Here is a 23,229-nt window from a genome sequence, read left to right as displayed (position 1 = left end):
GTGGACCAATCGATGATCAAGGCCTCACTCCCGTCCTCGTGGCACTCGGCGCGGAGCGTCACGGGGCACCCGTGACACCACAGAGACCGGTCTCGCGAGCGACTCCCGCCTAAAGCGCACCCGGAGCGAGATGCTCGTTTTCGCGTCAGCCGGTCTTCACTCCACACGCTCGATCACGTCCGTGACCAGACCGGTCTGCAGCGCGTCGGACAGCGAGATGAGAAGGATCTTGTTGTTGGGTATGGAGGCGGCGGCGATGGCGACATCCGGGTCGATGCCCATCTCGCGTAGATAGAGGAAGGCGTCGGCGACATAGAGCTGACCGCCCTCGTGGCTGCTGAAGCGCCTCGGGACCTTGCTCTGATGGATCCCCAGCTTCGCATCGGGCGTGACGTAGCGTTCTGCACCTCCCGCGAGGACATCGATGCAGGCCGAGGTGCAGGCCTGATCGACCGCGGTGCGCAGACCCATGATACGCAGGTAGCGTCCGAGCTTGCGCGCCTCGAAGACCGAGCCTCCGGGGCTGTTGATCACCAAACCGACGGCACGCCCGCGGCGTAGCTCGCCGATGGTCTGCTCGGCGAAGCCGTCGGTGATCTCGGCGCCGTCGATGCGCAGCCAATGCATCCGCAGGGTCCCGTCCGGCTCGAACCGAACCAAGGTCGAGGCCATTCCGGTCGCGTCGGAGACCTGCCGACAGGACTCGGTCGCAAACTCGAGGAGTGCCGATCCGCGCGCGTTGTACTCGACGACCAGCTGATTGGACCGCTCGATGATCGCATCGACCCGCAATCCGTACTTGTCGGCGGCGGCAATCACCGCCGAATCGGTCACGGCGACGTCGAGATTCTGTCCGACGCGCAGCAGATGGCATGCGGCGACCCTGCTCAACCAATCGCCCCGGCTCATGCCCTGCGGGGGACGGGTCGAGCCCGGGATCGTCTCGCGGCGCCGGCTGTCGGTTTGATCCGAGGCCGGTCCGGTCCCCGGCTCGGTCATCTGGCCGGGAACGGCGCAGCCGACGAGTACGCCGAACGAGACACCCAAGAGGACGCGCGCGAGCGTTCGGACCATCGGGCTGTCGTGCCCCCTTCCCATCAGGCTCGGATCTCGATCCCCCGGGCGAGGAGATAGGATTTGACGGCCTGAATCGGCACCTCGCGCCGGTGAAAGATCCCCGCAGCCAGCGCGGCCTCGACATCCGTCGCCGCGAACACCTCCGCGAAGTGCTCGACGCAGCCGGCACCGCTCGAGGCGATGACCGGGATACCGACCGCCGACCTCACGGCCTGAACCAGCTCGAGATCGAAGCCGGCACCCGTGCCGTCGCGGTCGATCGAGTTGAGCAGGATCTCGCCGGCCCCCAGGATCTCGCAGACCCGCGCAAGCTCCACGGCGTCGACGTCGCGACCCTCGCGTCCGCCCTTCACCGTGCATTGAAACCAACAGTATCGCTCGCCCCGAGGTCCCGGCGTGGCGGTCTCGACCGTGTGATGGTGCGTCTCCTCGGGGGAGCCGACATAGACACGACGCGGATCGATGGAAATGACCACGGCCTGGTTGCCGTAGACGCGTGCAATCTGCTCGATGGCCGTGCTGCCGTCTTTGGTGCCGCGCTCGAGATAGCCTTCGACGGCCTCGACCGCATCCGAGCCAATCGAGATCTTGTCGGCCCCGGAGCGGAAATAGGCGTCGGCCACGTCCAATGCGGAATAGTCGTTCCCGCGGGCATCGCGAAAGGCACGGATGCCTCCGCCGATGGTGAGCGGCACGAAGACGCGCTCGGAGGTCCGCTCGAGCACCTCGAGCATCGGCTGGTCCGCCAGAGGGAAATCGCGGAAGGCCGTAATGTTGAGGAAGGTGACCTCGTCGGCGCCTTCCTCGTAATAGCGCTGGGCCAGCTCGACCGGCTTGCCGAGATTGCGGACCTCCCCGGCCTCGCGCACGTCGTACTGATCGCCCTTGGTGACGACCAGATCACCGGCGTCGTTGGTGCGCACGTCCAGACAGGCAATGATGCGCTTGGCCAGATGCGTCGGGCTGCGATCGGTCGCCGGGGTCATCCTCGCAAGCGACTGCTCCTCGCCGGCGAGGAAGCGTCGCAGCAGCCGCAATCCGGCGTTTGCGCTCTTCTCGGGATGAAACTGAACGGCGGAGACCCGTCCTCGCTCGACGGCGCTGAGAAACGGCCGGCCATAATCCGTCTCGGCGAGCTGCCAGTCCAGGTTCTCGGCGGTGGGTTCGGCATAGTAGGAATGCACGAAGTAGAGCTTCTCCCCGGCGTAGTCGGCGAACAAGGGTGAGTCGCGCTCCACGCGCACGTCGTTCCATCCCATGTGCGGGACGGCGAGCGTGCCCGCGTCGAAGCGGCGTATCCGGCCCGGGATGATCCCGAGCCCGGGCACGTCGGGTGACTCGTCGCTGCCTTCGAAGAGCGCCTGCAGGCCGATGCAGATCCCGAGATACGGCCGACCCGCGGCGAGATACTCGCGCAGTGGCTCCAAGTAGCCGAGCGCCTGCAGGCGCTGCATCGCCGCCCCGAATGAGCCGACGCCGGGAAAGATGAGCCGCTCCGCCTTGAGGATATCCGCCGGGTGCTCGATCTCGGTCAATGAGAATCCCAGTGAATGGATGGCATTGCGGAGGCTACGCACATTGCCGGCGCCGTAGTCGAGCAGCGAAATCATGGGTCGGAATCCGTGGCTTTCGTGTTGATGCCGGGTGCGCGGGTCGCTGGACCCGCGGACGAAACCGCTATCTTAGCGCTATCGGGCGGTCGGATTCAGATTTCTCCGTTCGAGGTGTCGAGCAAGATCGCCTCGGCCGCCACCACGCGCGCCAGCGCGACCTCCATCATGGCGCGCGCCTGCGCCGTCGCCGTGTGGAGATAGGCGTGCAGTGCAGCATCCTCGGCGTTGCGATCCTCGCATTCGGCGCTGTAGTTCTCGAAGGCGTTCAGCGCAAGCACCAGATCGACCAGGTGATGCGGGCACTCGCAGCGCACGCTCGGCGAGGCGGCGGCGATGCGCAGCAGATCAGCATCGGCGAAGCGCCGCGGCGGGATCGGCAAGGACAGATCAAGTGCGGGCTCCTCGGCGGCCGCCGCGGGTGCCCGCGCGAATTGGCCCAGGCACCATTGGCGCAGCTCCTGCAGGTCGACCGGTGCGCGTTTCGGAGTCAGTCTGCGCGCATCGAGTCGCTCGATCGTGGACCGAGTTGCAAAGCTGTAGACGATGATCGCACGGGCCGCGCCGCATGATGCGACCAGCTCGCCGATCTCGCGCACCTGGTCACCTTGGATCGTCGGGTACTCGAGCACGGCGATATCCGGTGTGATCGGCGCAGGCTCCGCAGCGAGAAACGCCCGACGCGAATCGTAGAGCCCCACAAGATCGATATTTCCCTGCATCGGGGGCTCGCGCCTGAAGCGCTCGGCGAGCGACGACCCGATGACCAACACCCGGCACGGGCGCTCAGGCGCACCTGCAGCCTCGGGTCGATCCGTTCCGCGGATCCGCTCGCGCAGTTGATCGAGGCTCAGGTTGGCGACACGGCTGATCGCATCGCCCCGATCGACCAAGCGCTTGATGAGGGTTAAGCGACTCACGTCTTCCGGCCCGTAGAGACGCGTGCCGGACTCCGAACGAAGCGGCGCGACGACCGTGTAGCGGCGCTCCCAGACGCGCAGTGTATCGGCAGGAACCCCGGTCAACCGCGATACGGCGCCGATGCGATAGGTGTGACCCGGTAAGGCGGCATCCTGGTCGGTCAATGCGGTCTCCTCATGGTGAGCGTCGATAGCTTGTTCATATTTTGCTTAGGTTTTCGCCTTGAGATGGATTTGAGCGCCCTCGATTGTTGACCTTTAAATTTGGTCATTAGCCGTTCACTTGAGGCCTCGGCTCCGCGACAGGCCTGCTCGGGCGCCTTTCCGGACCGGCCGACGTCTTTCCGTCCCGGTGTACATAGTGGGCGTGTGCGCGCCGTCGCCCAAGTCTTGTCCATGACCGATTTCAGCCCGCCGCGCCGGGCTGAAAATCGAGGCCGGTCGCTCGAATCTGAAGTAGCATTGCAGACTTGTCGACGCCGATTCTCGGCTCATTCTCTACGCCATGACCTTCGGTGACTGCATGCAACGGACCTCCACCGCACTCGCGCTCGTTCTAAGCGCTGCCTTGCCGACCTACTCGGCCATCTCGTTTGCCGACGAGACACTGCATCTGTACAACTGGAGCGACTACGTCGCCGAGGACACGCTCTCCGGATTCGCCTCCGCAACCGGGATCAGGCCGCGCTTGGATGTCTACGACTCCAACGAGGTCCTCGAGGCGAAGCTCTTCGCCGGCAGCAGCGGCTACGACCTGGTCTTTCCGACCGCGCGACCCTTTGCCGCACGTCACATCGCGGCCGACCTCTATCTGCCGCTGGACAAGTCCAAGCTCCCGGGTCTGGACCAGCTCGACCCGGCGATCATGAGCCAACTGGCGAGCATCGATCCCGAGAACGCCCACCTGGTGCCCTACATGTGGGGGACCTCCGGCTTGGGGATCAATCGCGACAAGGTCCAGGCCGCCTTGGGCGAGTCCGCCGACCTCGACACCTGGGCACTGATCTTCGATCCGGAGACCGCAGCCAAGCTCGGCGCTTGCGGGATCAGCCTGCTCGACGATCCCACCGAGGTCTTCTCCGCCGCCCTCGCCTACCTGGGCAAGGATCCGAACAGTCTCGACAAGGCCGATCTCGACGCCGCCTCGGCACTGATCAAGGCGATCCATCCGCAGGTGCGTTATTTCCACTCCTCGCAGTACATGAGCGACCTGGCCAACGGCGATCTCTGTGTCGCCATGGGCTACTCGGGCGATGTCTTTCAGGCACAGTCGCGCGCCGAAGAGGCCGACAAGGGCGTGGTCGTCGACTATGTCATCCCGCGCGAAGGCGCGCCGGTCTGGACCGATGTGATGGCGATCCCGAAGGACGCTCCCAACCCGGCGGCGGCGCATGCCTTCATCGCCTACATGTTGCAGCCCGCCGCCATCGCCGCGGTCTCCAACGCGGTCTATTACGCCAATCCCAACCTCGCGGCCACACCGCTCCTGGAGGACGCAGTGCGGGATGACCCGGCCATCTATCCGCCTGCCGAGGTCAAGGCGCGTCTCTTCGTGCCCTCGGAGCGCAGCGACCGCGAGATCCGCGATCTGAATCGTCTCTGGACGCGCCTCAAGGCCAATCGCTGACCGGAATCGGGGCCCTCGCCGATGACGACACTCGCCGAGCGCCGTTCGCTCGAGCCTTGGCAGGACCCCAAAGCGGTCCCCTATCTGCGCATCGAGCGGGTCACCAAGAAGTTCGACGACATCTACGCCGTCGACGACGTGAGTCTCGACATCTTCCAGGGCGAGTTCTTCTCGCTGCTCGGCAGCTCGGGCTGCGGCAAGTCCACGCTGCTGCGCATGCTCGCCGGGCTCGAGTATCCGAGCAGCGGACGCATCTACATCGACGGCGTGGATGTCACGGATGTGCCGGCTTACTCGCGGCCGGTGAACATGATGTTCCAGTCCTACGCACTCTTTCCGCACATGAGCGTGGAGCAGAACGTCGAGTTCGGGCTCAAGCAGGATCGGCTCTCGAGACGCGAGCGCACCGAGCGTGTCGCCGAGATGCTGGAGCTGCTGAAGATCACCGAGCTGCGCAAACGTCGGCCCGATCAGCTCTCGGGCGGACAACGCCAGCGCGTCGCACTCGCCCGCAGCCTGGCCAAACACCCGAAGCTCCTGCTGCTCGACGAGCCGCTCGGTGCGCTCGACAAGCGTCTGCGCGAGAATACCCAGTTCGAGCTGGTCAACCTGCAGGAGCGTCTGGGCATCACCTTCGTGACCGTCACGCACGATCAGGAAGAGGCCATGACCATGTCCACGCGCATCGCCGTCATGGACGCCGGCCAGATCATGCAGGTCGACACCCCGACGGCCATCTACGAGTTCCCGACCTGTCGCCTGGTGGCCGAGTTCATCGGCTCGATCAACTTGTTCGAAGGCAAGGTGGTCGCCACCGAGGGCAACGCGGTCCTGGTCGAGACCCGCGTCGGCCGACCCATGCGCATGCACAGCTTCCATCCGATGGTGCTGGGTACCCCGGTCACGGTCGCGGTGCGACCCGAGAAGATGCGGCTCTGTGCCGACTTCCGAGACGACGGGGTCAATCAGCTCAAGGGGCGGGTGGAGGACATCGCCTATCTCGGAGACGTGTCCATCTACCGCATCCGCGTCGGCGACGGGGCCTTGGTCGAGATGACGCTGACCAACGTCCAGCCGCGCACCGAGCAGGCGCTGACCTGGGAGCAGGATGTCGCCATCGAGTGGTCACCGAGCAGCGGCGTGGTCCTGACCGAATAGCCCGCAGACCCACCGAGCACCATGCCCGCACCGCCCCCGAATCGCGCCAAACACACGCATCGCACGAGCCGACTGGTCAACATCGGCATCCCCTATCTGTGGCTGGGGCTCTTCTTCCTGCTGCCCTTCGCGATCGTGCTGCAGATCAGTCTGGCCGAGCCGGCGCTTGCACAGCCGCCCTACACCGCGCTCTGGCAATGGGTCGACGAGGGTCTGCTGCGCATCGAGATCAATCTGCGCAACTTCATGATGGTCGCCGAAGACGACCTCTATCTGAGTGCCCTGCTCAACTCGCTCCAGGTCGCCTTCATCTGCACCCTGCTCTGCCTGCTGCTGGGTTATCCGATGGCCTATGCCATCGCGACCGCACCCGAGCGCTGGCGGATCATCCTGTTGATGCTGATTGTCCTGCCCTTCTGGACCTCCTTCCTGATTCGCGTCTATGCCTGGATCGGGATCCTCAAGTCCAAGGGTCTGCTCAACGATCTTCTGATCTGGCTCGGTCTGATCGACACGCCCTTGGCGATCCTGCACACCCAGACGGCCATCTATATCGGTGTCGTCTACTCCTATCTGCCCTTCATGATCCTGCCGCTCTACGCGAACCTCTCGCGGCTCGACATGAGCCTGCTCGAGGCCGCGGCCGATCTGGGCTGCCGACCCATGCGGGCCTTCCTGCGGGTCACGTTGCCGCTCTCGATGGCCGGGATCCTCGCGGGCAGCATGCTGGTATTCATCCCGGTCGTGGGCGAGTTCGTGATCCCGGATCTGCTCGGCGGACCCGAGAGCCTGATGGTCGGCAAGCTGCTCTGGACCGAGTTCTTTTCCAACAAGGATTGGCCGCTCGCCTCGGCGCTGGCGATCCTGCTGCTCGCACTGCTGGTCGTGCCCTTCGTGATGATGCAGCGTCTGCAGCAGCGCATTGAGGGAGGCCGTCCATGAGGCGTCGACGCTGGCCGCTGCTGACGCTGCTCGCCTTCGGCTATGCCTTTTTGTATGTGCCGATCCTGCTGCTGATCATCTATTCGTTCAACGAGTCGCGCTTGGTGACCGTGTGGACCGGATTCTCGACCAAGTGGTATGTCGAGCTCTTTCGCAACCAGCAGCTGCTGGATGCCGCCTGGCTGAGCGTGCGCATCGCCGCCGTGAACGCGACCCTGGCGGTCGTGCTCGGAACACTGGCCGCCAACGCACTGGTGCGCCATCGCCACTTTCGCGGACGCACCGGATTCGAGCTGCTGCTCACCGCCCCGCTGGTCATGCCGGATGTCATCATCGGGCTTTCGCTGCTGCTGCTCTTCGTGGCGATGCAGCACACGATCGGCTGGCCCGACGGTCGCGGCTTCACGACCATCACGATCGCTCATGTCACCTTCAGCATGGCCTATGTCGCCGTCGTGGTGCGCGCACGCCTCTCCCAGATGGACCGCTCGCTCGAAGAAGCCGCGATGGATCTGGGCGCCCGGCCGCTACGCGTCTATCTGACCATCACGCTCCCGCTGATCGCGCCTGCCCTGCTCTCGGGTTGGCTGCTCGCCTTCACGCTCTCGCTCGACGACCTGGTCATCGCCAGCTTCGTCGCCGGACCCGGCTCGACGACGCTGCCGATGGTGATCTATTCGAGCGTGCGCATGGGGGTCTCCCCGCAGATCAACGCACTGGCGACCATCATCGTCGCGGTCGTCACGCTCGCGGTCGTGATCGCGGGAATCGCGATGCGCCGAGGCCGCCAGGCGCGGTGAGTTGGTTTCCTCGCGGGCTCTGCCCGAATTCCAGTGCGTGAAGAAGTACCTGCAAAACCCGTCGGCGACTTGATTCAGGATAAGGATCCATCGCAGCGCCCGGACTATGGTATCGCTCGCACTCGCGTGTCTCTCGAGGGGTCGGGACTTCAGCTGAGCTGGATGGGTGCGACTGACGAGACCTTCGGGGTGTGCGCGTGGCGCCACCCGGTCGAGAATGTGATCACGACGGCCACCCGGATCCGTCTGAAGGGGCGCCTCCTGCGCGACGCCCTTCAGCGACTCCTCCAATCCATCGGCCGCAGTCGAGGAGCTCATGATGAATCGGCATCTGCGTTACGCCGGCGGCTCGCTGCCCGTTGGCCCGGCCCGGTCGGATCGGCTCGAGGCACAGGTCGCACCGCAAGAGAACCAGCCGTCGAGCATGCTCGAGCGTCCTGCGCAGACCCCGCTGGTGTGGCGAGACGACTGGTGCATGGGCATCCCCGCATTGGATTCCGACCACCGCCGGCTCGTCACGTTGGTGAATGCGCTGCTCAGCAGTCGACCCCGCTTCGAGCAGTATCTCGGCGGAACCGGCGATGATCGTGAGCCGGACACTGCCGAGCGCGAGCCCTTCGCGCGTTTCGAGGCACTCTTGGATCATCTGCGGGATCATTTCGAGCGCGAGGAAGCGCTCATGCTGTCGATCGATTACGATGACTTTCAGAGTCACAAATGCGAGCACAGCCTGCAGATCGCAGAGCTCACGGAGCTTCGTCGACAGGTGTCGCGCGAGCGCGGCGGCACCTTCAGCCAAGAGTCGTTGCAGTGGGTCAAGCGTTGGTGCTTCGACCATTTCATCGCCGAAGACAGGCGTCTTGGCCAGGCATACGCGGACGCGATGCGACCGTGACAGATCTCCCGTTCGGCCCGCCTGAAACATGTGCGATCAAGCGCTTGAGCCAAAGGCTCTCGGGGAGCAAGACCAGATAGACGATGCCGAGGATCAGGAGCTGATACCAGAAGCTCGTCAACCAGAGCGGCGTGACGCCTGTCGCAAGCCAATTCTCTGCCAGGCGCTGCAGATTGAAGAAGCTGAAATAGGCCAAAAAGGCGAGTGATAGGCGACCGGAGCTGCGCTGTCGCGGAGAGAGCGCCACCAGCGGAATCGCGACGATGGTGAGAACGAGGATCGCCAGGGGTGCGGCCAACCGGTGCTCGAGCTCGGCACGGTCGGCAAGCTCGGGCGAGGCGAAGAGGTCGAGAGAGGGCGTCGTGGAACGCTTGGAGATCACGCCTTGCGCGGCGCCGGACGCCCGGATGCGAATCCGATACTCCTGGAACTCACCGATCATGAAGGCGGCCGAGCCCGGATCGCCGTCGAAGCGATGCCCGCTCGACAGGGTGACGATATGGTCGCCCGTCTCCTCCTCGATGCGATGTTGCCCGTCCCGACTCACGACCAGGCGGGCGGCATCCTCGCGACGGTCGAGGATGAAGATATCGCCGAGCGAGTGCTGGCGGTCGATGTCGCCGATATAGAGCACCAGCTCCCCGCCTTGCTCGAGATAGAAGCGACCCGGCTGAAGGCCAGCGATCTGAGCCGCCTGCTCCTTTTGCTGCATCCGGATCTGATGGATCCCGGCGGCCGCCCAAGGCTGCAGGACCAGCGAGATCCAAGCGGTGACCAAGGCGACCGGCACGGCAAGGAGCAGCAGCGCCCGAAACACCCCTCGCGGGCCGATGCCGCAGGCACTCATTGCAACGAGCTCGCTGTCGCGCGAGAACCGGCTCAAGGTCACCAGCAGCGCCAGGAAAAAGGCCGGCGGCAGCAGGTTCGGCATATCGCGCACGACCTGGAAGGCAAGGAACTTGATCACCAGATGCGCGCTCAAGGCCCCGAGGTTCACCTCCTCGAGGGTGCGCAGAAAAAGCATACTCGCAACGACCAGCACCAGGATCGCCACGATCGCGGTGAAGACCTTGGCTGCTTCCGAAAGCAAATACCGATCGACGATTCCGAGCATGAGATTGTCTTTTAACGCGTCATCCGGGGGCGTTAGGGGGTCATCGCTCGGGCAGGATGCTCGGGATCCTCCACCGCCTTGGATGCGACCTCGAAGGTATCGCCGGAGAGCTCCTCGGACGCGAGGATGCGCTCGAGCTCGGCGCGCATCAGGGCCTGGCGGCCCGCGTCGTAGCGGCGCCACCGGATGAGCGCCTTGAGAAGCCGTGCCGCGATCTGCGGATTGAGCGGATCCAGCTCCAGCACCCGATCGGCGAGAAATCGGTATCCGCTGCCGTCGGCGGCGTGGAAGCATGCCGGATTGGCGGTGCAGAAGGCACCGACGAGGCTGCGCACCCGATTCGGATTGCGCAGTGAAAAGTCCGGGTGCAGCAAGAGACCCATGACGGCGTCCAAGGTGCCTTCCCGGCTGCTGGTCGCCTGGACACTGAACCATTTATCGATCACCAGCGGCTCCCGGGACCAGCGCCGGTAGAAGGCATCCAGTGCGGGCGGGCCATCCTCGCCGCCATGGTCCACGAGCAGACGCAACGCCGCGATCGCGTCCGTCATGTTTCCGGCATCGGCAAATTGTGCCCGACACAGCTCAAGCCCCTGCGCGTTGCCTGCAGCCATGAGGTAGCTCAGGGCGAGGTTCTTGAGCGCGCGCCGGCCGATCGCATCGGGCGTCGGCGCATAGGGCGCGGTGTCGGCGTTGTCGCGATAGACGCCCGACAGCTCCTCGGCGAGCCGCTCGCCGAGCATGCGGGCAAGCGCCATGCGTGCCCGGTGAATCCCCTCGACGTCGACCGTCTCCATCTGATCTCCGAGAGAGGCCTCGGAAGGCAACGTCAGCACCTCGGCCAGCAGGGCCTTATCGGTCTGCGGATCGGTCAGCGCGCCGCGAAAGGCGTCGACGAAACGCCCCGGAACCTCGGCCGCAGGATCCGCCGTCATCGTCGAGAGGACACGCTGCATCAGGATCCGCGCGGCATTCCAGCGCGAGTAACCATCGCTGTCGTGACGCAGGAGAAGGAGCAGGTCCTCGTCGCCGTAGTCGAATCTCGACTGCACCGGGGCGGAGAATCCGCGCAGCAGAGAGGGCACCGGCCGAACGGAAATATCCACGAAACACAGCCGCGTCTCCCAATCGCGCAGTTCCAGGACGCGCGTCCCCGGATCCCCTGCGTTCGGTTCACCCTCGAGGCGAAGCGCCAGCTCACGTCCGTCCGGACCCAGTAGTGCAATCGCCAGCGGAAAATGCAGCGGATCCTTCTCGGGCTCACCCGGTGTGGGCGCGATCTCTTGGCGAATCAGGAGGCTGTAGGTCGCGCGCTCCGCATCGTAGGTGGCCTCGATCTGCAGGCAAGGGGTCCCGGCTTGGGAGTACCAGCGGCGAAACTGCATGAGATCTCGCCCGCTCGCATCTTCCATGCAGGCGACGAAATCATCCGTCGTCACGGCGTGGCCGTCATAGCGCGTGAAATACAGATCGGTGGCCTTGCGGAACAGCTCGGGGCCGAGCAAGGTCGCCTGCATCCGCACCAGCTCCGCACCCTTGTTGTAGACGGTCGCGGTGTAGAAGTTATTGATCTCGACATAGGAGTCGGGCCGCACCGGATGCGCCATCGGACCGCTGTCTTCGGGGAACTGATGGGCCTGCAACAGGCGCACGTCGGCGACGCGCTTCACGCCGCGCGAGCCGACGTCGGCGGAGAACTCCTGGTCGCGGTAGACGGTGAAACCTTCCTTGAGACTGAGCTGAAACCAGTCGCGGCAGGTGATGCGGTTGCCGCTCCAGTTGTGGAAATACTCGTGCGCGATGACGCCCTCGATGCCCTGAAAATCCTCGTCCGTGGCGGTGTCGGCGCGTGCCAGCACGAACTTGTCGTTGAAGACATTCAGGCCCTTGTTCTCCATGGCCCCCATGTTGAAATGACTCACCGCCACGATCATGTAGATGCCGAGATCGTATTCCCGCCCGAAGCGTTCCTCGTCCCAGCGCATCGCCTTCTTCAGCGACTGCATGGCGTGGTCGCATCGGTCCAGATTGTGCGGCTCCACGAAGATCTGCAGCACGACCTCGCGGCCGGATGCCGTCGTGAAGCGATCCTCGATCGCACTCAGGTCACCCGCGATCAAGGCAAAGAGGTAGCTGGGCTTGGGAAAGGGGTCCTCCCAGGAGACCAGATGCCGGCCGTCCTCCAGCGCGCGCTCCTCGATGCGGTTGCCGTTGGACAGGAGCACCGGGAAGCGCTCGCGATCGGCGACGAGTGTGGTTCGATAACGCGCCATCACATCGGGGCGGTCCAGGAAATAGGTGATGCGCCGAAACCCCTCCGCCTCGCACTGGGTGCAGAGCATGTCGCCGGACTGGTAAAGCCCCTCGAGTGCGGTGTTGAGGTTGGGATGGATGCGCACACGCGTGTCCAGTCGGAACCGGTCGGGCACCCTCTGCAGGGTGAGCGAATCGGGCTCCACCCGGTACTCGGCAGGCAGGAGGATGTGCCCGTCGATCGCCACCTCCTCGAGATCCAGTTGCTCGCCGTCGAGCCTGAGCGTGCCGTCGCCGCGGGTTGCCGCCGGATTCCGGCGCACCTCCAAGCTGGCCTCCACGCGGGTGCGATCCGGATCCAGCTCGAATCTGAGATCGACATGGTCGATCAGGAACTCGGGCGGGCGATAATCTCTGCGGTGGATCGGATGCGGCGTGTCGCGGTACATGATGATCCTGCTCCAGGTTGAAGGTCGGGTTGACGGCCGGCACCCCGGACGGCGAAGCTTCGCCATCATCTCCAAACCGTCGTTGAACGTCCACCGTCTGCAAGGTGAAGACCGCGATGCCACATATCACCATCTACACCACGATGATTTGCCCCTACTGCTCCCGGGCGCGCCACTTGCTCCAGCGCAAGGGTGTCGACTTCGAAGAGATCTCGGTCGACCGCGACCGCGAGCAGATGGCGATCATGCGCCGTCGCAGCCGCCGGCACACGGTGCCTCAGATCTTCATCGACGACCGCCATATCGGCGGTTACGACGATCTCGCGATGCTCGATGCACGCGGCGAGCTCGATCCCTTGCTCGTTCCGGTCGATCCGCGAGGCGCCGATGAGTGAAGGCAGCGGCTCGCCGGAGAGCGTTCGCCTGGACAAATGGCTCTGGGCGGCACGCTTCTTCAAGACCCGCCATCTCGCCGTCGAGGCCATCAACGGCGGCAAGATCAAGGTCAACGCGCTGCGTGCCAAGCCGGCGCGGGCGATCGCGATCGGAAACCGTATCGAGATCCACAAAGGCGGTCTCGTCTGGGATATCGAGGTCCTCGGCTTGAGCAAGCAACGCCGCTCGGCCACTGAAGCGGCCTTGCTCTACCGCGAGGACGAGGCGAGTCTACTCAAACGCCGGGAGATCGTGCGCGAGCGCCGCGACACCGGCGTCGGTACAGGCGACACGTCCGGGCGGCCCACCAAACGTGATCGCCGCCTGATTCAGCGTTTCAAGATTCCTCACGATTCCGGGAGTTGACAGCCAATTGGACAGCGATGCCTTTCGTCGAACCTATCGCGCCATCAACGAGCGCTACTGCGCCTACGAGAAAGGCATCCTGACCAATCAGTGCAGCTGCTCGGAGGCCGAGAAGTTCTGTATCGCCGAGCGCGAGGGCGTGCATTGCGGCTCCGACGAGGCGCAGGCGACCTGCATCGCCCTGCTCGATCTCCTGCGCCGACAGGCCAGGTTCGCGCTCAAGACCGACGACCCGCAGCGCGCGCTGCCCCATGCGAAGGCGATGCGCCTACAGATCGGCGGGCTGCGCGGCATCGCCGTCGCACTCGATCCCGAGGCCCCTGCCCCCGCCGAAATCGCCGACGTGCGCGAGCTGATCCTCGCCGCCATCGCCCGTTTCGGCACACTCGAGCACCTGCCCTTTCCGCAGATCATGCAGCAGATCGCGGCCTACCGGGCGCGCCGAAGACGCCGAGGATCGGACACCCCCGATAAAACCAAAAAATGAAAAACGTCGGATGGGGCCTGTGTCCGAGCCGGCGGGTTAAGGCTCACCCGTACCGAACAGCAGTACAGGCGTGCCGACAGGGGTAAGTTCGAAGAGCTCGATCAACTCGGGGTCGTGCATGCGGATGCAGCCGTGAGAGCGCGCGACACCCATCGGCTCGGACTGCGGGCAGCCGTGGATGTAGATGAACCGCCGCAGTGTATCCACACAGCCGCCGCGGTTGCGGCCCGACTCGCACCCGGTCAACCAGAGAATCCGGGTCAGGATCCAATCGCGGCCCGGATGCTGCGCCGCGAACGCGCTGTCGTAAAGCTCGCCGGTCGCTCGACGCCCCCGGAACACGGTCCCGCTCGGGCATCCAGCGCCGATACGGATCCGCACCCGATGCAGGCCCCGGGGCGTGCAGCCGCTCCCGTGCTGCTCCCCCACACCCTTCAGCCCGGTCGATACACGATACTCGCCCAGTCGCCGCGCACCCTCGTAGAGCCCGAGGGTCTGGCGGTCGATATCGATCAGGATATGTCTAGAACGCCACCAGATGTCGTCGTTGCGCAGCACCTCTTCACCAACGACTGAAGGGATGGCGTGCCAGATTCGAGTTGTAGTAGCGAGGATCGTCCGACACCTCTGCCCCGGCCCAATCCGGCAGCTCGAACGACTCCTCCTCGGACCCCAGCTCGATCTCCGCAAGCACCAGACCGGCATTCTCGCCGGCGAAGACATCGACCTCCCAGAGATGGCCGCCGCACCGCACCCGATGGCGCACCTTGTCGATGACCGGCAGACTGCCCAAGGTCTCGAGCATGGTCCGAGCGTCCTCGATCGGGATCTCGTATTCGAATTCGGAGCGTGTCACGCCCGTCGTCCTGCCCTTAATCGTCAGGAAGCCACGATCCCCCTTCGCCCGCACCCGGACCGTGGCACGGCCCGTCTCAGCCAGATAGCCTTGGAGAATCGGCTCGCGCTCCTCGACGCTATCGCGCCAAGATGCTTTCTTCACCAGAAACTTACGCTCGATTTCAAGGCCCATAAACCGCGCCCGGAGTGAACACATTAAAATGATCGGGGCTCGCATGCCCCGAGCGATCAAAAGCCTTTTAGTCGGCGCGGTTTAAAAATCGAACTGGAAATCATCAATCGCTTCGCCCAAAGCGTACTTCATGCGAAGGGTTAGGCAGCCTTGACGATCCTAATCCATGCGATGGCTCGCCGGCCGGGTGATGCCCATTCACCTTACTAAAAATTCCTGAATCGCGTCAGCTCCGACCATGCGGGTCGGACGCACATTCGCACCGAGCCGACAACCCCGCATGCCGCGCCAAATACGCGATTCAGCCACGCTCGAACAGGGCCATCGACTCGACATGGGCCGTCTGGGGGAACATATCCATCACCCCCGCCGAAACAAGCCGATATCCGAGCGCATTGACAAGACGATCGGCATCGCGCGCGAGGGTCGTCGGATAGCAGGACACATAGAGCACCCGCTCCACCCCGAGACGCGGCAGCCAGTCGAGCACCGCAAGCGCGCCGCTGCGAGGCGGATCCAGCAGGGCCTTGCTGAAACCCTCGCGCGACCAGGGCTCCTGATCGAGCGCACCATATAGATCAGCGGTATAAAAGCGAGCATTCCCGATCTTGTTCAAGGCCGCGTTCGACTGCGCACGCGCCACCAATCCGGCGTCGCCTTCAACCCCGACCACCGTCTCGGCCTGACGGGCAAGCGGCAAGGTGAAGTTGCCCACACCGCAGAAGAGGTCCAACACACACTCGTCGGCCTGGACATCCAGGAGTGCGAGCGCCTGGTCGAGCATCGATCGGTTCAGCTCCAGGTTGACTTGGGTAAAGTCCGTCGGCTCGAACTCGATCCGAAGATCGTAGCGCGGCAGCGCGTAGTGCAGTGTGATCCCCTGACCGGGCAGCGGCCGGATGCTCTCCGGTCCGGCCTCCTGAAGATAGATGTGGAAACCCTCGCTATCACCGAGCGCCTCGAGCACGCCCAAGTCCGCCACACTCGGCGGGCTCAGCGCTCGGAATACCAAGACCGGCGGTGTGTCACCCATCGCCACCTCGATCTGGGGTACCTGCTCGCGGATGCTCAGCGCATCTACCGCGGCGCCGATCGCCTGCAGATGCGCCCCGACACTCGGATGGAGCACCTCGCAGCGGCCGATGTCGGTGATGAAGGCATTGCCCCGCTCGCGAAAACCCACAAGTGTTCGGCCTTTCTTCGCCACGTAGCGCACACCGAGCCGCGCCTTGCGCCGGTACCCCCAAGCACCCGCCGTCAAGGGCGCGAGCCAGGTCTGCGGCGTCACCTTCCCGATGCGCGAGAGCACGTCCGCAAGACTCTCCTGCTTGGCGCGAATCTGGGCACCTGACTCCATGTGCTGCAGGCTGCAACCCCCGCAGACACCGAAATGGCTGCACTTGGGCACCACGCGCTCCGGCGACGCCCGCAACACCTCGACGACGACACCTTCGTCGAACCGCCGCTGGATGCGCGTATACCTGAAACGCACCCGCTCCCCCGCCAGTGCGCCGTCGATGAAGACCGCCTTGCCGTCGAAGTGCGCCAATCCGCGACCCTCGTGCGTGAGGCCCTCGATCTCGGCCTCGACAGGCTCTTGCGGAAGTGGTTTGCGTTTTCTCGACACGGCATCCGTCCTCGACACTCAAGCTGTAAACCGAAAGACCCGGGGTCCGCTCTAAACCGCGCCCGGTGCGATATGCGTCGTTTATTGGATCGGCTTGGCCGCGCCGGCTCGGACAACGCTCGGAGCCGGCGTGGTTTAAGCAGGAAAGACCCCGGTCGACAGATAGCGATCGCCACGGTCGCAGACGATCGCCACGATGACCGCGTCATGCACCTCCCGGGAAAGTCTCAACGCCGCGGCGATACAACCGCCGGAGGAGACCCCCGCGAAGATCCCTTCCCGTGCGGCCAACTCGCGGGCGGTCTGCTCTGCAATAGCTTGAGTCACGTCGATGATGCGATCCACGCCGGCAGGATCGAAGATCTTCGGCAGATAGGCCTCGGGCCACCTGCGAATCCCCGGAATGCTTGACCCCTCCTCGGGTTGGACACCGACGATCCGGATCGCCGGATTCTGCTCCTTGAGATAACGCCCCGTCCCCATGATGGTCCCGGTCGTACCCATCGCGCTGACGAAATGGGTGACCTTCCCATCGGTATCGCGCCAGATCTCCGGACCTGTCGACTCGTAGTGAGCGGCCGGATTGTCCGGATTCGAGAACTGATCGAGCCGGATCCCCTCACCTCGCGCCTCCATTGCGTTGGCCAGATCGATTGCCGCCTCCATGCTCCCGGCCTTGGGCGTCAGGATAATCTCGGCGCCGAAGCTGCGCATGACGCCGCGCCGCTCCGCACTCATGTGTTCGGGCATGATCAACAGCATCCGATATCCCTTGATCGCCGCCGCCATGGCGAGTGCGATACCCGTATTGCCGCTGGTCGCCTCGATGAGCGTGTCGCCGGGTTTGATGGTGCCGCGCTCCTCGGCACGACGGATCATGTTCACGGCCGGTCGGTCCTTGACCGATCCAGCGGGATTGTTGCCCTCGAGCTTGGCTAGAATCAGGTTGTCGGTGTCGCCCGGAAGGCGCTGGAGTCTCACGAGCGGCGTATGGCCGACGAAAGCTTCGATCGTTGGATAGGGCATCTTCTGCTCACATCGGCATCGCGCCGGGGCTGAGTTTGACTGTCCTCATTCTGCACCAGCATCGAGCATCGACCAAGCTGCAACAGTACTCGGCCGTCTCTTCCACCAGCAGCGCGATGAAGAAACGCCCGGCCGTGGTGCGCGTCACCGTCACCGAGGAGGGTATCCTGTCCTTGGGCAGCGGACACGACCAACGCACCTGCAAGGGCGCGTCTTGCTTGGCGAGCGTCAACCCGGCCGTCACGCCGGAGTAAGCCGTTTCTCATGTAGGAGCACGACTGATCGTCGCGCCGACGCTTGTAGGTGGGATAGGCGCTTGCCTTGCCGAGCCAGGCCGTCTAAGGGGGCTTCTTGAGGTCTTTGAGGCACGCTGCGAGGTCCTTGCAGTACAGCCGCTCGCCACGCTCGAAGAAGGCAGCGGTGCGCTGCTTCAGGCCCAGTTGTAGATCCAGCGTACGCAGCCGAAAGAACGCGCGAGCTGCTCTTCCTGCTCGGGTGTCGGATAGACGCGGTAGCGGCAGGCGCGCTGAACAACCGTGGCTGGATTGTACGCTAAACCCAACGTGCAACAGACGTGTTCTTTCGCGCTTCGCGCGGGCGCCTTATATACTCGCCTTGAAGAGACGAAATTTTGTCGGCGCTTCGGATAAAGTAACGGCTTGGTGGCGACCTTTTTTGGACGGCGATAACTATGATCGATCAAGGCTCCAAACTCGACGGCTTGCCCGTGCGAGATGCCGCCGCTGCACTCGCTAGCGCGGGCGGAGACGCCGATCTCGCTCGCGAGTTGCTGGACGTCCTGCTGGCGGGTTTGCCGGCCGAGATCGAGGAGCTCCGCGCCTGCATCGCGGAGGCCGATTGGAGCGCGCTGGCCGAGCATGCGCATCAAGTACGCGGGGCAACCCGATATTGCGGCGTCCCGGCACTGGATGACGCGATCGAAGCATTGGAACGCACGGCACGGCGTGGCGATCCCGTGCTCGTGTCGGACGATTTCGCCGCTGTCGAGGCGCAAGCGAACCGTCTCTTGGAAACGCTGCGCAGTTGACAGGCGTCCGCACGGCTGAAACCTGTGATGGACGGAGTTTGGATCCGATCAATGCATGACCCCGTCTCCAACACCGATAACGCCTTTTGACCTTGACCCCGGGATCGACCGGAAATGCAGGTCAGGAGCCTAAGGCGCGCCTTTTCCGGCACCGACACCGGGGGTGGCTCGGCTCGACCCGGCCGATCCCCATCATCACCCGCTCTCTTTAGGGCCGACGCGTCTCGGCCGCATCCACCGTCTGAAGCGTCTTGGCCAAGCCCGCCACTGCCGCACCGATATTGCTGAGCTCCGCGGGCAAGATCAGGGTCGTTCCGGACTGAGCGATGCGTCCGAATTCACGCACGTACTGCTCGGCGATGCGCAGACTCACGGCATCCTTTCCGCCGGGTTTCTGGATGGCTGCGGCGATCCGCTCGATCCCGATCGCGGTCGCCTCGGCGAGCATCTGAATCTCGCGCGCCTTGCCCTCGGCCTCGTTGATCTGCTTTTCCTTTTCGGCTTCGGATAGATTGATGACCTGGATCTTCTGACCCTCGGAGATATTGATCTTCTCTTGACGTTCGCCCTCCGAGCGCGCCACCACGGCGCGGCGCTCACGCTCAGCGCGCATCTGCTGCTCGAGTGCGTCGGTGATGGTGCCCGGCATCACGATGTCCGCGATCTCGTAGCGCATGACCTTCACGCCCCAGGGCTGCGCGGCGTCGTCCAGAGCGCTGACGACCTCCTCGTTCAGCCTGCTGCGTTCCTCGAAGGTCCGGTCCAGCTCGATCTGACCGATGATCGAGCGCAGCGTCGTCTGCGCCAGGCTCATGGACGCGAAGCGATAGTCCGTGATGCCGTAGCTCGCCGACTGGGGGTCGATCACCTGGAGGTAGAGGACCCCGTCCACGCTCACGGCGATGTTGTCCTTGGTGATGCACTGCTGCTTGGGGACATCGAGTGCCTCCTCCTTCAAGGTATGCCGGTAGGCGACCCGATCCACGAAGGGGATCAGGATGTGGAATCCGGCATCCAGGGTGCGCGAATAGCGCCCCAAGCGCTCGATGATGAAGGCCGAGCGCTGCGGGACGATCTGCGCCGTCTTGGCCAACGCGATCACGATCACCGCCACCGCGACCAGCGAAATCAGGGTGCTGATGCTCAAATACATGTCGTCCATCGTGCCGTTTCTCCTCTAAACCGCGCCCGGCGCGGGATGTGATGTTTTCCGACGGGATCGGCCCCGGCAGACTCGACGGTTCTCGGAGCCGGCGCGGTTTAGACGAGACAGGCAAAACCGATCTTTCCGCACGACGCGCCGCGCGGCCGGACTCAGGATTCAGGCGTGCTCGGAGGCGTTGCGCTGACGTGCAGAACAAGTCCCCGCCGGCCGATGAGCCAGACCGGGTCGCCCGCATGGATGGGATCCGATGACTCGGCATTCCAGCGCACGCCGTTGAGGGTCACGACACCCGCCCCGCGTACGAAATCGGTCTGAGCCCGTGCTCGCGTGCCATCGGGAAGCACTTCGCTGCCGCTCCCGCCCGTCTCCACCTGCCCCCGAAACCAGGGCTTGAGGCGATGACGCGCCAGCAAGAGGAGCACGGCACCGAGCACGCCGAACAGCAGGATCTGCGCGGGCGGATCGATCGGAACCTCGAGGAACAGCAACAATCCGACCAGCAGCGCTGCAATGCCGAAAAAGACGGCGATCACGCCGGGCAGCGCGAGTTCGGACAGGATCAGCACGACACCGATCAAGGTCCACAGCGAGGCAGGTGTAAAGGTCCAGTCGATCATGGGAGGCTCGCGCCGATCGCTCCATCCGGTATCACGCGTGAACTCTACCATTGGAACGAACGCATGGCATACGTCGATGCCTCCCGATCACGGATCAATCGAGATCCGGTGTGTGCCCTGTGGCGATGTAGACGACACGTTCGGCGAGATTGGTTGCCCGATCCGCGACACGCTCGTAGTTGTGGGCGATCGACAGGAGCGAAACGCCGACCCGCGCGTCCTCGGGGTTGGACCGAATCCAAGCGATGATCTCTTCGATCAGCACACGCTCGGCGCTGTCGACCGCGGCGTCGCGCCCGGCAGCGGCGCGCGCCATCGCCGCGTCGGCATCCCGAGCATAGGCGCTCATCGCCCCGACGAACATCCCAGTCGCCGCGTCGCCGAGATCCACGCACCGCGCCACCGGGTCCGCGGGGAAGGATCGGGGCTCGCAGCGCATCAGAATGCGCGCGATGTCGGCGGCATAATCGGCGATCCGCTCCATCTCCGAGATCATCTCCAAGGATGCGCCGATCAGACGAAGATCAGATCCGGCCGGCCGGTAGGCCGCCAACACGACGAGCGCCTGCTGCTCGAGTGCACGGCGCTCGTGATTGATCTCGGCGTCCCCGGAAACGATCGTGCGTGCCAGATCCAGATCATGTCGACGCAGGACCTCGAGCGAGCGCTGCAGGGCCTCTCGGACCTGCTCGCCGAGGGCCAGGATACCGGCCTTCAAGGCCTCGCGTTTCTTGTCCAACAAGAGGTTGGAATCGGACATGGTCAGTTCTCCGGCAGGGTTCGATCGGGTTGGGGTGCCACTAGCACTCCCCGAATCTAACCGGAAAATTTGACGATCTCGTGACTGCAAATAACCCGTTGTATTTCTTATGCCTAAAACGCGTCTCCCGCGACCTGCGTCGAACTATACGGGGCGGCGCCAAGGCGAATGGATTCATGACACGGCCGGACGCGCTTCAGAAGGCTTGCTCGATCGGCTGCATGCGAAGACCATAGTCTCGACGTCGGCCGTTTCGCGGAAGCGGTTCCCGCATCACGAGGATATGACGCATGTTCGAATCGACAAAAATCGGCCGCTCGGTCAGCAAGGACGACTTCAAAGAACAGCAGGAGGAGCTGCGCACCGAACTGCTCTCGGCGCAACGAGACCTGAAGGACTCCGATATCCCGGTCGTCGTTCTCATCTCGGGCGTCGAGGCCGCAGGCAAGGGCGAGGTGGTGAACCGACTCAACGAATGGTTGGATACGCGCGGCGTTCAAACCTTCGCCTTCTGGGACGAGACCGACGAGGAGCGCGCTCGTCCGCGCTATTGGCGCTTCTGGCGCTCCATGCCCCCCCGCGGGGAGATCTCGATCCTCTTCGGCGGCTGGTATCAGACCCCGATCGAGCATCGCTTCCAGGGGCATTGCAGCGACGCGGAGCTCGACGGGGAGCTCAACCGCATCGTCGACTTCGAGCACATGCTCATCCAGGACGGCGCACTCATCCTGAAGTTCTGGTTCCACATGTCCGAAGAGGAGCAGAAGGCACGTCTGAAGGAGCTCTCGCGCGACGACAGGAGTCGCTGGAAGATGCTCCCGGAGAAGAGCAAATTCTCCGAGCAGTACGCCGCGTTCGAGCAGGTTGCGGAGCGGATCATCCGCCACACCGACCGGGGTGTCTGCCCCTGGTATCTGGTGGAGGCCGAGGACAGGCGCTACCGCGATCTGACCGTCGGCAAGACCCTTCTTCACGCCATCCGCTCGCGGCTGAGCGAGGCCCCGTCGGACGGGATCAAGACCAGCAGCGGAAGTCCGGAGCTGCCGAGCGGTGCGAATGCCCGGATCACGCTCCTCGATCAGCTGGATCTCTCGCTCGCCTTGGACAGGGACGCCTATAAGGCGGAGATGAAGCGCCTGCAGACCGAGATCAACGAGCTGGCTTGGAGCGCCTACAACCTGAAGCGATCGACCGTTCTGGTGTTCGAGGGTGTGGATGCCGGCGGCAAGGGCGGCGCGATCCGCCGGATCACGACCGCCATCGATGCGCGCCTGTATCGCGCCATCCCGGTCGCCGCGCCCACCGACGAGGAGAAGTCACACCACTATCTTTGGCGTTTCTGGCGTCACATCCCGCGTGCGGGCTACATCACACTCTACGATCGGTCCTGGTACGGACGTGTCCTGGTCGAGCGAGTCGAGGGTTTTGCCGGCGATGCCGAATGGCGGCGTGCCTACTCGGAGATCAATCGCTTCGAGGAGCAACTGGTGGACAGCGGCGTGATCCTGCTCAAATTCTGGATCCACATCAGTCAGGACGAGCAGCTCAGACGCTTCAAGGATCGCGAAAGCGTCCCCTACAAGCAGTACAAGATCACCGACGAGGACTGGCGCAACCGCGAGAAATGGCCGCAATACAAGGATGCGATCAACGAGATGGTGGTGCGCACCAGCACCAAACATGCAGCTTGGACACTGGTGGAGGGCAACGACAAACCCTATGCGCGGATCAAGGTGCTCAAGACGGTGTGCGACACCGTTCGGGAGGCCCTCAAACACGACCCCGAACCGACGGCCGGTTATCCTAAAAAGAGCAGTTACACC

At 64.1% G+C, this 23,229-nt stretch carries 24 protein-coding genes; 11 read left to right on the top strand and 13 right to left on the bottom strand.

Annotated features, from left to right (window positions below):
* Positions 1 to 156 precede the first annotated feature (156 nt).
* The 3 genes from B4N44_RS04095 to B4N44_RS04085 form a co-directional block, all read right to left on the bottom strand.
* Positions 157 to 1,074, bottom strand: coding sequence for a hypothetical protein (locus B4N44_RS04095; RefSeq protein WP_296697191.1), 918 nt, complete (start codon positions 1,072 to 1,074; stop codon positions 157 to 159).
* Between the two features lie 23 nt (positions 1,075 to 1,097).
* Positions 1,098 to 2,687: an imidazole glycerol phosphate synthase subunit HisF gene (gene hisF, locus B4N44_RS04090; protein WP_296697189.1), complete on the bottom strand. Its 1,590-nt coding sequence runs from the start codon at positions 2,685 to 2,687 to the stop codon at positions 1,098 to 1,100.
* 95 nt (positions 2,688 to 2,782) lie between these two features.
* Entirely contained in the window at positions 2,783 to 3,772 is a 990-nt protein-coding gene (locus tag B4N44_RS04085; protein ID WP_296697188.1) for a MerR family transcriptional regulator, read from the bottom strand.
* 358 nt (positions 3,773 to 4,130) lie between these two features.
* Here B4N44_RS04085 and B4N44_RS04080 point away from each other — a divergent pair, with 358 nt between their 5' ends.
* From B4N44_RS04080 to B4N44_RS04060, 5 genes are all read left to right on the top strand, one after another.
* A complete protein-coding gene (locus B4N44_RS04080; protein ID WP_296697186.1) occupies positions 4,131 to 5,234 on the top strand; it encodes a polyamine ABC transporter substrate-binding protein in 1,104 nt (367 codons plus the stop codon).
* Positions 5,235 to 5,255: 21 nt separating this feature from the next.
* Positions 5,256 to 6,392, top strand: a complete 1,137-nt coding sequence (locus tag B4N44_RS04075; protein ID WP_296697184.1) for an ABC transporter ATP-binding protein — start codon at positions 5,256 to 5,258, stop codon at positions 6,390 to 6,392.
* Positions 6,393 to 6,413: 21 nt separating this feature from the next.
* Positions 6,414 to 7,334: an ABC transporter permease subunit gene (locus B4N44_RS04070; protein ID WP_296697182.1), complete on the top strand. Its 921-nt coding sequence runs from the start codon at positions 6,414 to 6,416 to the stop codon at positions 7,332 to 7,334.
* Entirely contained in the window at positions 7,331 to 8,134 is an 804-nt protein-coding gene (locus tag B4N44_RS04065) for an ABC transporter permease subunit (protein WP_296697180.1), read from the top strand. The genes B4N44_RS04070 and B4N44_RS04065 overlap by 4 nt, the downstream gene beginning before the upstream one ends.
* A gap of 316 nt (positions 8,135 to 8,450) precedes the next feature.
* Positions 8,451 to 9,029 (top strand): bacteriohemerythrin, encoded by a 579-nt coding sequence (locus tag B4N44_RS04060; RefSeq protein WP_296697178.1) that lies wholly within the window; start codon positions 8,451 to 8,453, stop codon positions 9,027 to 9,029.
* Here B4N44_RS04060 and lptF read toward each other — a convergent pair.
* The gene (gene lptF / locus B4N44_RS04055) at positions 8,974 to 10,143 is read right to left on the bottom strand and encodes an LPS export ABC transporter permease LptF (protein WP_296697177.1); all 1,170 of its coding nucleotides are present in this window, start codon (positions 10,141 to 10,143) and stop codon (positions 8,974 to 8,976) included. The two genes, B4N44_RS04060 and lptF, sit on opposite strands and share 56 nt — an antisense overlap.
* A 32-nt stretch (positions 10,144 to 10,175) precedes the next feature.
* Positions 10,176 to 12,845 carry an aminopeptidase N gene (gene pepN / locus B4N44_RS04050; RefSeq protein ID WP_296697175.1) on the bottom strand — a complete coding sequence of 890 codons (2,670 nt, stop codon included), beginning with the start codon at positions 12,843 to 12,845 and terminating at the stop codon, positions 10,176 to 10,178.
* A 116-nt stretch (positions 12,846 to 12,961) separates the two neighbouring features.
* Here pepN and grxC point away from each other — a divergent pair, with 116 nt between their 5' ends.
* From grxC to B4N44_RS04035, 3 genes are read left to right on the top strand one after another with little or no spacing between them, the layout of a single operon-like run.
* Entirely contained in the window at positions 12,962 to 13,240 is a 279-nt protein-coding gene (grxC, locus tag B4N44_RS04045) for a glutaredoxin 3 (RefSeq protein WP_296697173.1), read from the top strand.
* Positions 13,233 to 13,646 (top strand): RNA-binding S4 domain-containing protein, encoded by a 414-nt coding sequence (locus B4N44_RS04040; RefSeq protein WP_296697171.1) that lies wholly within the window; start codon positions 13,233 to 13,235, stop codon positions 13,644 to 13,646. The genes grxC and B4N44_RS04040 overlap by 8 nt, the downstream gene beginning before the upstream one ends.
* 7 nt (positions 13,647 to 13,653) lie before the next feature.
* Entirely contained in the window at positions 13,654 to 14,133 is a 480-nt protein-coding gene (locus B4N44_RS04035; protein ID WP_296697169.1) for a hypothetical protein, read from the top strand.
* Between the two features lie 36 nt (positions 14,134 to 14,169).
* Here the strand turns inward: B4N44_RS04035 and B4N44_RS04030 are convergent, their stop codons facing one another.
* The 4 genes from B4N44_RS04030 to cysM form a co-directional block, all read right to left on the bottom strand.
* Entirely contained in the window at positions 14,170 to 14,691 is a 522-nt protein-coding gene (locus tag B4N44_RS04030; RefSeq protein ID WP_296697168.1) for a L,D-transpeptidase, read from the bottom strand.
* Between the two features lie 4 nt (positions 14,692 to 14,695).
* Positions 14,696 to 15,163: a CYTH domain-containing protein gene (locus B4N44_RS04025; protein ID WP_296697192.1), complete on the bottom strand. Its 468-nt coding sequence runs from the start codon at positions 15,161 to 15,163 to the stop codon at positions 14,696 to 14,698.
* A 301-nt stretch (positions 15,164 to 15,464) separates the two neighbouring features.
* Positions 15,465 to 16,790, bottom strand: coding sequence for a 23S rRNA (uracil(1939)-C(5))-methyltransferase RlmD (rlmD, locus tag B4N44_RS04020; protein ID WP_296697167.1), 1,326 nt, complete (start codon positions 16,788 to 16,790; stop codon positions 15,465 to 15,467).
* A gap of 135 nt (positions 16,791 to 16,925) precedes the next feature.
* Positions 16,926 to 17,816, bottom strand: coding sequence for a cysteine synthase CysM (cysM, locus tag B4N44_RS04015; RefSeq protein WP_296697166.1), 891 nt, complete (start codon positions 17,814 to 17,816; stop codon positions 16,926 to 16,928).
* 116 nt (positions 17,817 to 17,932) lie between these two features.
* Here cysM and B4N44_RS04010 point away from each other — a divergent pair, with 116 nt between their 5' ends.
* Positions 17,933 to 18,070 carry a hypothetical protein gene (locus B4N44_RS04010; protein WP_296697164.1) on the top strand — a complete coding sequence of 46 codons (138 nt, stop codon included), beginning with the start codon at positions 17,933 to 17,935 and terminating at the stop codon, positions 18,068 to 18,070.
* A 176-nt stretch (positions 18,071 to 18,246) separates the two neighbouring features.
* Here the strand turns inward: B4N44_RS04010 and B4N44_RS04005 are convergent, their stop codons facing one another.
* Positions 18,247 to 18,378: a helix-turn-helix domain-containing protein gene (locus B4N44_RS04005; protein WP_296697162.1), complete on the bottom strand. Its 132-nt coding sequence runs from the start codon at positions 18,376 to 18,378 to the stop codon at positions 18,247 to 18,249.
* A 129-nt stretch (positions 18,379 to 18,507) separates the two neighbouring features.
* Here B4N44_RS04005 and B4N44_RS04000 point away from each other — a divergent pair, with 129 nt between their 5' ends.
* Positions 18,508 to 18,864, top strand: a complete 357-nt coding sequence (locus tag B4N44_RS04000; protein WP_296697161.1) for an Hpt domain-containing protein — start codon at positions 18,508 to 18,510, stop codon at positions 18,862 to 18,864.
* A gap of 208 nt (positions 18,865 to 19,072) precedes the next feature.
* Here B4N44_RS04000 and B4N44_RS03995 read toward each other — a convergent pair whose 3' ends face one another.
* The 3 genes from B4N44_RS03995 to phoU form a co-directional block, all read right to left on the bottom strand.
* Entirely contained in the window at positions 19,073 to 20,026 is a 954-nt protein-coding gene (locus tag B4N44_RS03995; RefSeq protein WP_296697159.1) for a stomatin-like protein, read from the bottom strand.
* Between the two features lie 152 nt (positions 20,027 to 20,178).
* Positions 20,179 to 20,646: an NfeD family protein gene (locus B4N44_RS03990; protein ID WP_296697158.1), complete on the bottom strand. Its 468-nt coding sequence runs from the start codon at positions 20,644 to 20,646 to the stop codon at positions 20,179 to 20,181.
* A 94-nt stretch (positions 20,647 to 20,740) separates the two neighbouring features.
* Entirely contained in the window at positions 20,741 to 21,406 is a 666-nt protein-coding gene (gene phoU / locus B4N44_RS03985; RefSeq protein WP_296697156.1) for a phosphate signaling complex protein PhoU, read from the bottom strand.
* Between the two features lie 290 nt (positions 21,407 to 21,696).
* On the opposite strand from phoU, the gene pap reads away from it, so the two are divergent.
* Positions 21,697 to 23,229: polyphosphate:AMP phosphotransferase (gene pap, locus B4N44_RS03980; RefSeq protein ID WP_296697154.1), on the top strand; the 1,533-nt coding region annotated here is incomplete at its 3' end.

The sequence above is a fragment of the Thiocapsa sp. UBA6158 genome (genome assembly GCF_002423035.1).
In the GTDB taxonomy this organism is placed as follows: domain Bacteria; phylum Pseudomonadota; class Gammaproteobacteria; order Chromatiales; family Chromatiaceae; genus Thiocapsa.
This window is presented reverse-complemented; position numbering and strand designations above follow the sequence as displayed.